The sequence below is a fragment of the Pantoea dispersa genome (genome assembly GCF_019890955.1).
Lineage (GTDB): Bacteria > Pseudomonadota > Gammaproteobacteria > Enterobacterales > Enterobacteriaceae > Pantoea > Pantoea dispersa.
In genome coordinates this window covers 3,388,509-3,401,302 of sequence record NZ_CP082346.1, presented here as the reverse complement: position 1 = coordinate 3,401,302, position 12,794 = coordinate 3,388,509, and the positions used below count along the sequence as shown (strand labels likewise).

At 59.1% G+C, this 12,794-nt stretch carries 13 protein-coding genes and 1 pseudogene; 8 read left to right on the top strand and 6 right to left on the bottom strand.

Translation table 11 applies throughout. The features are described from left to right. Positions 1-29 precede the first annotated feature (29 nt). From ridA to argF, 4 genes are all read right to left on the bottom strand, one after another. Positions 30-416 carry a 2-iminobutanoate/2-iminopropanoate deaminase gene (ridA, locus tag K7H94_RS15945; protein WP_222951329.1) on the bottom strand — a complete coding sequence of 129 codons (387 nt, stop codon included), beginning with the start codon at positions 414-416 and terminating at the stop codon, positions 30-32. Positions 417-494: 78 nt separating this feature from the next. Further along, entirely contained in the window at positions 495-959 is a 465-nt protein-coding gene (pyrI, locus tag K7H94_RS15940) for an aspartate carbamoyltransferase regulatory subunit (protein ID WP_010615964.1), read from the bottom strand. Positions 960-970: 11 nt separating this feature from the next. Continuing rightward, positions 971-1,906 carry an aspartate carbamoyltransferase gene (pyrB, locus tag K7H94_RS15935; RefSeq protein WP_222951328.1) on the bottom strand — a complete coding sequence of 312 codons (936 nt, stop codon included), beginning with the start codon at positions 1,904-1,906 and terminating at the stop codon, positions 971-973. 241 nt (positions 1,907-2,147) lie between these two features. Then, positions 2,148-3,155 (bottom strand): ornithine carbamoyltransferase, encoded by a 1,008-nt coding sequence (gene argF, locus K7H94_RS15930; protein ID WP_222951327.1) that lies wholly within the window; start codon positions 3,153-3,155, stop codon positions 2,148-2,150. A 162-nt stretch (positions 3,156-3,317) separates the two neighbouring features. Between argF and rraB the strand changes: the two genes are divergently transcribed. Both rraB and miaE read left to right on the top strand, forming a co-directional pair. Further along, complete coding sequence (gene rraB, locus K7H94_RS15925; RefSeq protein ID WP_222951326.1) at positions 3,318-3,737, top strand: ribonuclease E inhibitor RraB; 420 nt, start codon at positions 3,318-3,320, stop codon at positions 3,735-3,737. A 56-nt stretch (positions 3,738-3,793) separates the two neighbouring features. Then, the gene (miaE, locus tag K7H94_RS15920; RefSeq protein WP_088516037.1) at positions 3,794-4,555 is read left to right on the top strand and encodes a tRNA isopentenyl-2-thiomethyl-A-37 hydroxylase MiaE; all 762 of its coding nucleotides are present in this window, start codon (positions 3,794-3,796) and stop codon (positions 4,553-4,555) included. 162 nt (positions 4,556-4,717) lie between these two features. On the opposite strand, the gene K7H94_RS15915 is transcribed toward miaE, so the two are convergent. Continuing rightward, positions 4,718-5,200 carry a YlaC family protein gene (locus tag K7H94_RS15915; protein ID WP_021507677.1) on the bottom strand — a complete coding sequence of 161 codons (483 nt, stop codon included), beginning with the start codon at positions 5,198-5,200 and terminating at the stop codon, positions 4,718-4,720. Between the two features lie 102 nt (positions 5,201-5,302). Then, positions 5,303-7,018: pseudogene (locus tag K7H94_RS15910) on the bottom strand (flagellar biosynthesis protein FlhA); the annotation flags it as partial. On the opposite strand from K7H94_RS15910, the gene lafU reads away from it, so the two are divergent. From lafU to K7H94_RS15880, 6 genes are all read left to right on the top strand, one after another. Then, entirely contained in the window at positions 6,990-7,904 is a 915-nt protein-coding gene (gene lafU, locus K7H94_RS15905) for a putative lateral flagellar export/assembly protein LafU (protein WP_222951325.1), read from the top strand. The pseudogene K7H94_RS15910 and the gene lafU overlap by 29 nt on opposite strands. 257 nt (positions 7,905-8,161) lie before the next feature. Beyond that, entirely contained in the window at positions 8,162-8,764 is a 603-nt protein-coding gene (locus tag K7H94_RS15900; RefSeq protein WP_222951324.1) for a hypothetical protein, read from the top strand. A gap of 125 nt (positions 8,765-8,889) precedes the next feature. Further along, on the top strand, positions 8,890-10,329 hold the full coding sequence (locus tag K7H94_RS15895; RefSeq protein WP_222951323.1) for a circularly permuted type 2 ATP-grasp protein: 1,440 nt from the start codon (positions 8,890-8,892) through the stop codon (positions 10,327-10,329). Further along, entirely contained in the window at positions 10,323-11,252 is a 930-nt protein-coding gene (locus K7H94_RS15890; protein WP_021507672.1) for an alpha-E domain-containing protein, read from the top strand. The genes K7H94_RS15895 and K7H94_RS15890 overlap by 7 nt, the downstream gene beginning before the upstream one ends. Next, complete coding sequence (locus tag K7H94_RS15885; protein ID WP_058759558.1) at positions 11,249-12,049, top strand: transglutaminase family protein; 801 nt, start codon at positions 11,249-11,251, stop codon at positions 12,047-12,049. The genes K7H94_RS15890 and K7H94_RS15885 overlap by 4 nt, the downstream gene beginning before the upstream one ends. A 17-nt stretch (positions 12,050-12,066) precedes the next feature. Beyond that, entirely contained in the window at positions 12,067-12,771 is a 705-nt protein-coding gene (locus K7H94_RS15880; protein ID WP_031279727.1) for a proteasome-type protease, read from the top strand. The last annotated feature ends 23 nt before the right edge of the window (positions 12,772-12,794 follow it).

Genomic DNA, 12,794 nt, shown 5'->3' with positions numbered 1-12,794 from the left:
TGCATGCTGTGTGAATGATGACAGCTAAATCAGCGACGTACCGCGATGGCTTCGATCTCAATCTTCACGTCTTTCGGCAGACGCGCCACTTCCACGCAGGAGCGCGCCGGGAAGCTGGCCTGATGCTCGGTGAAAAACGCTTCATAGGTGGCGTTGACCGTGGCGAAATCGTTCAGGTCTTTGACGAACACGGTGGTCTTCACAATGTCGCCCACCTGCAGGCCAGCGGCCAGCACAATCGCCTTCACATTCTCCAGCGATTGACGCGCCTGCGCGGCGATATCGTCCGGAACCGCACCGGTGGCCGGATCGACCGGGATCTGGCCGGAGGTGATGATCATGCTGCCGAGATCCACGCCCTGGACGTACGGGCCAATCGCTGCCGGGGCTTTTTCAGTACTGATTTCGCAAGACATTGTTTCTCCTTAGGCATGCGCGGCGAACCCTTGCCCGCCGCGAAAATGTTCGCCCCATTATAGGGAGGAAACGGGCGATTACCAGTGACCGAGCACCACGTGGCGCGCGAACTCTTTCTCGCAGTATTTACACTTCAGGTGCACATCGTCATCGCGCTGCTTCACTGCAAAGCTGGAGAACACCGGCTCGCTGCGGCTGATGCAGTTGCCGTTGGGGCAGGTCAGCACGCGCTCGATGCGTTCCGGCAGCGTTGGTGCGATCTTCGCCACCACTTCATACTCATCAATGCGATTCACCGTGGCGTGCGGCGCGTACACCGCCAGCTGATTGATCTGATCATCGGTCAGAAAAGTATTTTCGATTTTGATCAGATCCTTACGTCCCATCTCGCCCGACGGCAGATTAAGGCCGATGGTGATGCGCTGATCGGTTTCGGTGAGGCGGAACAGTGACAGTAGCTTAAAGCCGACCTGCGCCGGAATATGGTCGATCACCGTGCCGCGTTTGATGGCTTCAACCTGCAGTTTGTTATCGTGGGTCATCGTTCTGCTCCTTACAGTGCCAGTTCGCTATTCAGTACCAGCGCCAGCAGGGCCTGGCGGGCATAGATGCCGTTGCCGGCCTGCTGGAAATACCAGGCGTGCGGCGTGCTGTCGACATCGGTGGTGATCTCATCAATGCGCGGCAGCGGATGCAGCACCTTCATGTTATCGTGCGCACCGGCCAGGTCGGCCGCCCGCAGGATGAACTGCGCTTTCACGTTGGCATACTCTGAGGGATCGAGACGCTCTTTCTGTACGCGCGTCATGTAGAGAATATCCAGCTCCGGCATCACTTCTTCGATGCTGTCGTGGCGCGACCAGGCAATGTTCTGTTCATCCAGCATATCGGTGATGTAGGACGGCATCGCCAGCGCATCCGGTGCGATGAAGTAGAAGCGGTTGCCGCTGAACTTCGCCAGCGCCTGGGTCAGCGAATGCACGGTGCGGCCATATTTCAGGTCGCCGACCATCGCCACGTTGAGGTTATCGAGGCGGCTCTGGGTTTCCCGGATGGTGAACAGATCGAGCAGCGTCTGCGTCGGGTGCTGGTTGGCGCCGTCGCCGGCGTTAAGGATCGGCACGCCGCCCGAAAATTCCGTGGCCAGCCGCGCCGCCCCTTCCTGCGGATGGCGCATCACGATGGCATCCACATAGGTGCCAATCACCGAGATGGTATCGGCGAGGGTTTCCCCTTTCTTGCCCAGCGAGGTGTTACTGCCGTCGGCAAACCCCACCACCGACGCGCCCAGCCGGTGCATCGCGGTTTCAAATGACAGGCGGGTGCGCGTTGAGGCCTCAAAGAAGCAGCTGGCGATAACGTTGTGTTTCAGCAGCTCCGGCTGCGGATGGGCTTTCAGCTGGGCGGCGGTATGCAGCACCAGCTCCAGCTCATCGCGGTTGAGATCGTTGATGGAAATAATGTGCTTGCGATATAGCGGGTTGGCCATAGCTCTCTCCTCTGCGCTGCCGGATTGCGGACAAAAAAAAGCCCCTTTACAGGGGCTTTCTGGCGATCGATGAATGACGGAAAGAAACAGGTGCGCCGCCTGCATTCAGGCGTACGGGAGCGGCAAATTGTGCGCTGCGCTGTTGCATGTTTCCTCCGGCAAATTGTGGCGCATTATACGCATTCACTGAGCCGCATCAAGCAGAAATCACGCGCGAGGTAAACGTTTGCGCCGCGCGGGCTTAGCGCTGACTCAGCGTCGCCACCATCACCGCTTTGATGGTGTGCATGCGATTTTCCGCCTGGTCAAACACCACGCTATGGTCGGATTCAAACACCTCGTTGCTGACTTCCATGCCGTCATGCAGACCATACTGTTCAGCCATCTGCCGTCCGAGCGTGGTTTGGTCATCATGAAACGCGGGCAGGCAGTGCAGGAATTTCACCTGCGGATTGCCGGTCAGCGCCAGCATCGCGCTGTTCACCTGATAAGGACGCAGCAGGGCGATGCGCTCTTCCCACACTGATTTCGCTTCGCCCATTGATACCCAGACGTCGGTATAGATGAAATCAGCACCCTGCACGCCTTCGGCAATCTCTTCCGTCAGGGTGATTTTGCCGCCGGTGTGCTGTGCTGCCGCGCGGCACTGCGCCACCAGCTCCTCTTCTGGCCAGCAGCCTTTCGGTGCCACCAGCCGCAGATCCAGCCCCACCAGCGCCGCCGCTTCCAGCATGCTGTTGCCCATGTTGTTGCGCGCATCGCCGACGTACACCAGCGTCATCTCGCTCAGCGCTTTGCCCGGCAGATGCTCCTGCATAGTCAGCAGGTCAGCCAGCAGCTGCGTCGGATGGAACTCGGTGGTCAGGCCGTTCCACACCGGCACGCCGGCATATTCGGCCAGCGTCTTTACCAGCGCCTGACCGTAGCCGCGATACTGAATGCCGTCATACATGCGTCCCAGTACGCGCGCGGTGTCTTTCATCGACTCTTTATGGCCGATCTGGCTGCCACTCGGGCCGAGATAGGTGACGTTAGCGCCCTGATCGTAGGCGGCAACTTCGAAAGAGCATCGGGTACGGGTCGAGTCTTTTTCGAAGATGAGCGCGATGTTTTTGCCTTTCAGGTACTGGGTTTCGCTGGCGTTTTTCTTTGCATGTTTTAATTCACTGGCGAGTGATAACAGACCGGTGATTTCGGCTGGGGTGAAATCCAGCAATCTCAGGAAATGTCTCGAATACAGCTGACTCATACTGCGCTCCGTATTACATCAATAATGAATTAAAATTCAATCTAACCGTATGAATATGCATTTTCAACCCCAGCGATAAGAAACTTTCTGTTTTGTGTAGTGGCGCGCGAGGCAGTGTGGGAAAATAATTGCATTCACTGCCACCATTTTGAGGACACGCCCATGGCATACGAAGCATTGCTGGAAGAACAGCGCGAAGAGACGCGCCTGATCATTGAAGAGTTGCTGGAAGACGGCAGCGATCCGGATGCGCTTTACACCATCGAGCATCATCTCTCCTGCAACAACTTCGACTCGCTGGAGAAGGCCGCGGTTGACGCGTTCAAGCTGGGCTATGAAGTCACCGAGCCGGAAGAGCTGGAGCTGGAAGACGGCAGCACCGTGATGTGCGTCGACATCCTGAGCGAATCGGCGCTGAAGCCGGAACTGATTGACGCGCAGGTCGAGCAGCTGGTGAATCTGGCCGGGAAATACAACGTCGATTACGACGGCTGGGGCACCTACTTTGAAGATCCGGATGCCGAAGATGAAGACGACGGCGAAGAGATCGACGACGAAGACGATGACGGTGTGCGTCACTAAGCCCTGACGGGCGGCACGTGCCGCCCGGTAATTTTCCTGCCAGCAAAGAACCTCCGATGAATTACGCTTCGCTATTAGACCCCATTCACCAGTTTTTACAGTGCCGCACGCCGCAGGCGTGGATTGATGAAGCGCGCAAGCCGGAAAATCTCACGCTGCTGCTTACCGATCACATGGTATGCGAGTTGAAAGCGGCGCAGACCGCGGTGTGGCTGATTCGTAAATACGTCGCGGATAAACCCAGTGGTGACGCGATCCTGGCGTGGCTGCAGCCGTACGAAGATTTTATTTTCGGCGAGAATCACGACAGCGATTTTATCAATGCCCACAAGAATCTCAGCAAAAGCATTATTGTGCGCAATGAACTGCCGTGGGCTGATGAGATGGTGGAAAAGATGGTGCTGCTGATCAAAGAGGAGTTGCACCACTTTTATCAGGTGTGGGAAATCATGCAGGCGCGCGGTTTGCCCTATCGCAAGATCACCGCCAGCCGCTACGCCAAAGGGCTGCTGCGTGAAGTGACTACCCATGAACCGGATACGCTGGTGGATAAACTGATTTGCGGGGCGTATATCGAAGCGCGTTCCTGCGAGCGCTTCGCCAGCCTGGCGCCGTATCTGGATGCGCAGCTGGAGAAGTTTTACATCTCACTGCTGCGTTCCGAAGCGCGCCACTATCAGGATTACCTGACGCTGGCGGCACAGATTTCACCGAAGGATATCGCGCCGCGCGTGCGGGCGATTGGGGCAGCGGAAGCGCGTTTGATCAGCGAACCGGACGCTGAGCTGCGCTTTCACAGCGGCGTACCGGCGTTTTGATTTGGTGCGCGCGGCGAAACTTCCAGACCCAGCCTTCAGGCGTTGTCTTACTAACCGCCTTATCTTTGAATACCTTCTGTGTAAAGACGCTGGGGGTAGTAATTAAGCAGTGAGTCATTAAAGACTTATAAATACCATGGAAGCAGGAATGAATCTGCCCGATCAGATTTTCGCGGCGCGCTGATGGCCCCAGGTCAGGTAGTAGACATCATAAAAATCCACTTCTCCTTTCTGCTGCATCAGGCGATCGATGCCGCTGCGCACGCGCTCGGGCGTACCCGGATTCTCCAGGATCTTGTCCAGCGCCTGCTGTGAGACCGGCTGCACGTAATACCACTCGCCGTTGTAGCACACGCGCAAATCCAGCGTATCGATGTCCTCGAAGCGGTATTTCGGGTTGATGTCCAGCAGCATCAGAAAACTCATCACCAGCACGAACACCGTGGCGAACCAGAAGGCCGGCCAGCCGAGCATCTCAGTCGAGAAAATCAGCGCCACGCACAGGCCGTAGCACAGGTACATCACGCCCCACAGCCCCGGATGGGTTTTCAGGAAGTTAAAGCTAAAACGCGGCAGATTATCGCGCCGCTCTTCGCGGTTGAGCGTGTCGATTTCATCGATCAGAATTTGTTTAATCGCGTCCATTATTCACCTCTGAATATCACTGCCTGCCAGTAAACCACATAACAGTGAAGGGCGGCAGAGACAGATCAGCGGTGTTTTTTTATAACAGTTTTCCGTAACGCATCAGCTCACCTGCCCGACAATCTGCAGATTGGCATCGTCCGGCACCTCGTTATACGACAGCACATTCAGCCCGCTGGCGAACAATCGGGCGTAGCGTGCAATCAGCGGCCGCAGCTGCGGCGTCACCAGCAGCACCTGCGTCAGGTTCTGCGCTTTCAGCTGCTCCATCATCACCGGCAGCGTGCTCTGCAGCTGGGTGAGAATGTTAGGGTCGACCGGGAAGCTGTCCAGCGCCACTTTGCCGCCCTGCTGCGCCTGATTGAGCGCTGCCAGCAGCAGGTTTTCCAGGTTGTTATCCAGCGTATAGGCTGACAACGGTTTGTTGTCCGGCGCAATCGCCGCCACCATGGCGCGGCGCAGCGCGTAACGCACGTCGGAGGTTAGCAGGATCGGATCTTTGGTGATCGCCACGCTCTCCAGCAGCGTGGTGGCAATGGTGGTGATGTCCTTGAGCGATACCTGATCGTTGAGCAGCAGACGATACACCTTGAGCTGCAGACTGTAGTTCACGGCCGCGTTGAGATCCTCTGACAGCTTCGGTGCCACGCTCGCCAGCCGCTGATGCAGCTGGGTAATATCATCGTAGTTGAACAACTCGGGCAGGTTTTCGCGCACCACTTTGTTGACGTGGGTAGCCACCACGCTGGCGCAGTCGACCACCTGATACCCCAGATTCAGCGCTTTGGCTTTCTGCTCCGGCAGGATCCAGGTCACCGCCATACCGTACGCGGGATCGGTATCCAGCAGGCCGTCGATCTCACCGTACTGATCCGGCGTCGGCAGCGCCATCAGGCGGTCGGCGTGCACTTCGCCCACCGCAGTGCGGACGCCGTTGATCTTGATGGCGTACTGCGACGGCTTTAAGTGGAAATCTTCACGCAGGGCGATCTCCGGCAGCAGCACGCCGCTGGTTTCCGACACCACCTGGCGCACGCCGCGCATACGCTGAGTCAGCGGCGCGCCTTTGCCTTTATCCACCAGCGTGACCAGCTTGTAGCCCAGATTAAGGCCGATGGGCTCGACCAGCGGAATATTGTCCCAGCTGATGGTCGGCTGTTCGTCCGGCTGCGCCAGCGCCTGATTGATCGCCTCCATGTCGACATGGCTTTGCGTCGGCTTCTGCACCCCGCGGCTCTGGCGCCACGCGGCGAACAGCAGCAGGGCGGTGAAGGCGAGGAACACCATGTGCGGCATGCCGGGCACAATCGCCAGCACAAACATCACGCCCGCAGCGGTATACAGCGTGGCCGGTTTCGCCAGCAGCTGCGACTTCACGTCCTCGCCCATGTCAGCGCCGTCGCTGATGCGCGTCACGATGATCGCCGCCGCCGTCGACAGCAACAGCGACGGGATCTGCGCCACCAGACCGTCACCGATGGTCAGCAGCACATACTGTTCAAAGGCCTGGCCGGCAGGTAAACCGTGTTTGAATACGCCGATCAGGATGCCGCCCAGCACGTTGATCAGCAGGATCATGATGCCAGCGACGGCGTCACCGCGCACAAACTTGGAGGCGCCGTCCATCGCGCCGTAGAAGTCCGCCTCGTTGGCCACATCCTGACGCCGTACGCGCGCCTGTTCCTGGTTAATCAGCCCGGCGTTGAGATCGGCGTCGATCGCCATCTGTTTGCCCGGCAGCGCGTCGAGGGTAAAGCGCGCCGACACTTCAGAAATACGCTCGGCCCCTTTGGTCACCACCACAAAGTTGATCATTAAACGCGGCAGCAGGAAAGCGCATCACGGGGCTCACGGCGGCGCATGGAAGGTGGCCTTTGCCGACTTCACGCTGGCGATGATGGCGCTGTTTATGGTGCTGTGGATCATGGGCGCCGTCACCGAAGACGAGCGTAAGGAGATTGTCGCGCAGCTCAACGGCACCTCGGTGTTTAACGGTTCCGGCTTTAATCCGTTCGATGTCGAAACCGGACGCGGCTCCGCCATCATTGGTGAAACGCTGGCGATTGCGCCGCCGACCGAGGGTGCCACCGTCAGTGACACCAGCGCGGAAAACAGCGACAGCAACGCCAATCAGGCTAAGGAAGATCTGGACAGCGTGCTGTCGCGCTCTGACGCCGAGCTGGCGCAGCTGCGTCAGCAGATCCAGAGCATCATCAACAGCTATCACGCCCAGAACCTGCTGACGCTGGAAACCCTGCCGCAGGGGCTGCGTATCCTGATTCAGGATGACCAGGATCGCATGATGTTTCCGCGCGGCAGCGCGGTGCTGACGCCGTTTTATCAGCGTCTGCTGACCGAACTCGGTCCGGTGTTTAACCGTATCGACAACAAAATCATGATCAGCGGCCACACCGACGCCGCGCAGTACAGCGGCAACGCGGCGTACAACAACTGGAATCTCTCCGGTGACCGTGCGCTGGCGGCGCGGCGCGCGCTGGAGCGCGGCGGGCTGGAAAGCACGCGCGTGCTGCAGGTGAATGCCATGTCGTCCCGTATGCCGCTGGACAAAGCCGATCCGCTCAGCGCACGTAACCGCCGCATTGAAATCATGGTGCTCACCGAGGCGGCCGCCGAGACGCTGTTTCAGTTTTATGGTCGTGAAGGGGAGAACGTAGTGAAACCCATCGCTGACCGCCTGCGATAACCTGTCAGTGCCTTTGAATCAACTGTTGATTCTACCGGTGGCGAAATCCACCGGTTTTTTTTGCCTGTTTTTTGCTGCGGCAGATGCCGGGTAAACGAGGCGCGCCACGGCATGCCACGAAATGTTAAATATGTTAATAAGTAATTTGGCTTTAGTAAGCTAAATCATTCTTTTATGTGAATTTTGCCGGTGTGCGCACATTGCAATGCCCGGTGGCTTTGCCACAATTAGGCAATGTGGCTATCCGGAGAAAGAGTATGTCTGCCCAATCTTCCAGTCTGCTGTTACTGATGTCTTTCGCCGCCGGTACCTTTTCCGCGGGATCGTCAGGTAACCCGCAGCATTTAATGTTATCGCTGCCGTCCGGCGGTGTACCCAATAATCCGCTGCCGCTGATCATCTGGCCGTGCGTGGTGCCGGAAGAGGAGGAGGACAGCGCGGCCTGGTTTGAAAAAACCTTTAGCGCCAGCGGCTGGCCTGCGGCGTGGCGCGCGCCGATTTTTCCTTACACCCACTATCATCCCAACACCCATGAGGTACTGGGCGTCGGCGCGGGCTGGGCGGAAGTGCTGTTTGGCGGCGACAGCGGTCGCATGGTGACGCTGCGTGAGGGGGATGCGGTGCTGATCCCGGCCGGCGTGGGCCATAAACAGGTGTTTGCCTCCGACGACTTTTTCACCGTTGGCGCCTATTCTGAAGGGATGTCACCGGAAACCGTGCGCGACGAACCTTCCCGGCTTCGCGCGTCAAAAGAGCAGATCCAGCGCGTGCCGCTGCCGGATCGCGATCCGTTTACCGGCGGCGAAGGAGCAATGACCGAAATCTGGCTGCCAGTGGCGCAGCAGCTGATGCACCAGTAAGGTGCAAGGCAAGGATTATCCGGCGCGGCTCCGCTTTTGGGGCGCGCCTGCCGTTGCGGCGGCGGGCCTCTGGCACACTTTGTGCAGGAGAGAAGTCAGGTCCTCTGACAAGCGCCGGGTAAATCATGAAAGCACGCGACCAGATAGCATCAACCTTCTACGATGAGATGTTGCAGAGCGACGGTCAGCACCGCGCTCACTATCAGCATTACTGGGAATGGTTACAACAGGCGGACAAAGAGGCGGTGGCGCGTAAACGTGAAGAGGCAGAACTGCTGTTTCATCGCGTTGGCATCACCTTCAACGTCTACGGTGACGATGGCGGTGCCGAGCGGCTGATCCCGTTCGACAGCGTGCCGCGCATCATTCCTGCCAGCGAGTGGGCGATGCTGGAACGCGGCATTCGCCAGCGCGTTCAGGCGCTCAACGCCTTCCTGCACGATATCTACCATCAGCAATATATTCTCAAAGCCGGCATCGTGCCGGCCGAGCAGGTGCTGGTTAACGATCAGTATCAGCCCTGTATGCAGGATGTCGATCTGCATCGCCAGATCTACGCGCACATTACCGGTGTCGATATGGTACGCAACAGCGACGGCGACTATTACGTGCTGGAGGATAATCTGCGCACGCCGTCCGGCGTCTCCTACATGCTGGAAAACCGCAAAATGATGATGCGCCTCTATCCGGAGCTGTTTGCCGCGCAGCATATCGCGCCGGTGGAGCGTTATCCGTCGCACCTGCTGCAGACGCTGCGCGAAAGCTCGCCGGTTAACGATCCGGTGGTGGTGGTGCTGACGCCGGGACGTTTCAACAGCGCCTACTTCGAACACAGTTTTCTCGCCCAGCAGATGGGCGTGGAACTGGTGGAGAGCGCCGATCTGTTCGTCAAAGACGGCGTGGTGCTGATGCGTACCACCGCCGGGCCGTGCAAAGTGGATGTGATCTATCGCCGCGTGGATGACGCCTTTCTCGATCCGCTCGCCTTCCGGCCGGATTCGATGCTCGGCGTGCCGGGATTATTGTCGGTATACCGATCCGGCAATGTGGTGCTGGCCAATGCGATCGGCACCGGCGTTGCCGATGACAAGTCGATCTATCCGTACGTGCCGGAGATGATCCGTTACTACCTTGATGAAGATCCGATCCTCAACAATGTGCCCACCTGGCAGTGCCGCAAGCCGCAGGATCTGAGCTACGTGCTGGCCAATCTGGCGCAGATGGTGGTGAAAGAGGTACACGGTGCCGGCGGTTACGGCATGTTGATTGGTCCGGTCGCCAGCCAGCAGCAGCTGAGCGAGTTCCGCGAGCGGCTGCTGGCGCGGCCGGATAATTACATCGCGCAGGATACGCTGTCGCTCTCCACCTGCCCGACCTTTATCGACAACGGTCTGGCGCCGCGCCATATCGATCTGCGGCCTTTTGCGCTGTACGGCGCGGATATCCGGCTGGTGCCGGGCGGCCTGACGCGCGTGGCGCTGACCGAAGGCTCGCTGGTGGTGAACTCGTCGCAGGGCGGCGGCACCAAGGACACCTGGGTGCTGGAGGATGACACATCATGCTAAGCCGGACGGCCAGTGGCCTTTACTGGATGGCGCGCTATCTGGAGCGCGCAGAACAACTTGCCCGGGTGCTGGATGTGACCCATCGCCTGTCGCTGATGCCGGTGCGCAATCGTCAGGGCGACGAACTGCTGTTGCCGCTCAACCTGACCGGTACGCGTCAGCTGTTTGAAACCCTCAACGGGCGCTGCACCATGCCGCAGCTGTTCAACTTCTTCGCGCTGGATGAGCGTAACCCGAGCAGTATTTTCAGCTGCTGGCAGGCGGCGTGGAACAACGCGCACGCGGTGCGCGGTAGCCTGTCATCCGAAGTGTGGGAGAGCATTAACTCGACGTGGATTGAGATGCGCAACACGCGCCGCCGCGGCATCTCGCCGGCCGGTGCCGACAGCTTCTTCGACTGGGTGAAAGAGCGTTCGCATCTGTTTCGCGGCGCGATGTCCGGCACGCTGCTGCGCGGCGATGCGCTGCGTTTTATCCGGCTTGGCACGCTGATGGAGCGCAGCGACGGCACCGCGCGGCTGCTGAGCGTTAACCAGCAACTGCTGGAGCAGCATCCCGACACGGTGCGGGAATATTACTGCCTCGACAGTCTGCTGCGCGCGGTGTCGGCGCGCGAGGCCTACAACGCCATCTTTAAGCAGCAGCTGATGCCGCCGCTGGTCAACGAAATGCTGATCCTGCGCAGCGAAAGTCCGCGCTCGCTGCACTCCTGCATTGAGGAGATCGCCAGCCAGCTGGAGCAGATTGGCAGCAGCGGCGAGGATCGCCCGCGCTATCTCAGTACGGTCCTGCTGGCGGAGATGCGCTTCAGCACCTGGGAAAGCCTGACGCGCGACGGCCTGCAGCCGTGGCTGGACCATTTTCTCAGCCGCATCAACGCGCTGGCGGAGAGCATCAATCACACCTATCTGGAGGCGAAATGAGACTGAACATTGAGCATAAAACCTGGTACGCCTATGAGCAGCAGGTAAAACTCAGCACCCAGTATCTGCGCCTGACGCCGCAGAATTCGGTGCACCAGCAGGTGCTGTCGTGGCAGCTCGATCTGCCGTGTGAGGCGACGCGCACGCTGGATGCTTACGGCAACGTGCTGCACGTGCTGACACTGGACAGGCCGCATCAGCTGCTGGAGATTGCCGCGCGCGGCGTGGTCGAGATTCTGGATGCCAGCGAGCTGGCGCCGGATCCGCAGTCGACGCTGTCGCCGCTGGTTTTTCTGCGCGCTACGCCGCTGACCCAGCCGGACGGGGCAATCCGCGACTTCGCCCGGCGCTACTGGCAGGCGGAAAAACCGCTCGCCAGCCTGGAAAAACTGATGGACGAGCTGCTGCTGAAAATGCCGTACCAGCCCGGCAGCACGCAGGTAAGCGACAGCGCGGCGAAAGTGTTTGCTGCCGGCAGCGGCGTTTGCCAGGATCACAGCCACGTGTTTCTCGCCTGCTGTCGCAGCCTGGGGATCCCGGCGCGCTACGTCAGTGGCTATCTGTATACTGACAACGTTGAACACGTTGCTACCCACGCCTGGGTTGAAGCCTGGCTGGATGGCAGTTGGCACAGCTTTGATATCACCAATAACACGCGCAGTACGCGGCAGCATTTGCGGCTGGCGGTGGGTGTCGACTATCTCGATGCCTGTCCGGTACGCGGCATTCGTCTGGGCGGCGGCGGTGAAGATATGCTGGCGGTGGCTGCGGTGCAACAGGTGCACGGGCAGCAGTAATCGGAACAGGCGTAACTATGACTTATTGTGTGGCAATGCGTTTATCGGCCGGGATGATTTTTGTCTCGGATTCACGCACCAATGCGGGCGTGGATCATATCTCCTCGTTTCGCAAACTGCATGTGTTTCAGGTGGATGATGAGCGCACGCTGGTGCTGCAAAGCGCCGGCAATCTGGCGACGACGCAGAGCGTGATGAGCCTGCTGCGGCGCAACTGTAACGACAGCGAACAACCCAATCTGCTCAACGGGCGTTCACTGTACGACATTGCGCTGCTGGTAGGCGCCACGCTGCGTGAAGTGATTGCGCGCGACGGCGAGGAGTTTGGCGGCACGCTGCTGCTGGGCGGGCAGATTCGCGGCGAAGAGCCGCGGCTGTTCCAGATCTATCCGCAGGGCAACTTTATTGAAGCCAGCGTCGACACGCCGTACTTCCAGATTGGTGAGAGCAAATACGGTAAGCCGATCATTGATCGCGTGCTGCGCTATGAGACCTCGCTCAGCCAGGCGATGCAGTGTGCGCTGATCTCCATGGATTCGACGCTGGCGAGTAACATCTCCGTCGGCCTGCCGCTCGACGCGATGGTTTACCACAGCGACAGCTTTAGCGACAGCGAGCAGTACCACATCACCGAACAGCATCCCTACTTTTCCCAGATCCGCCAGCTGTGGAGCAAAGGGTTGCTGAGCGTATTCTCTCAGCTGCCGCCGCTCAAGCTCTGACCTGCTGCCCGGTCGTCACGCTG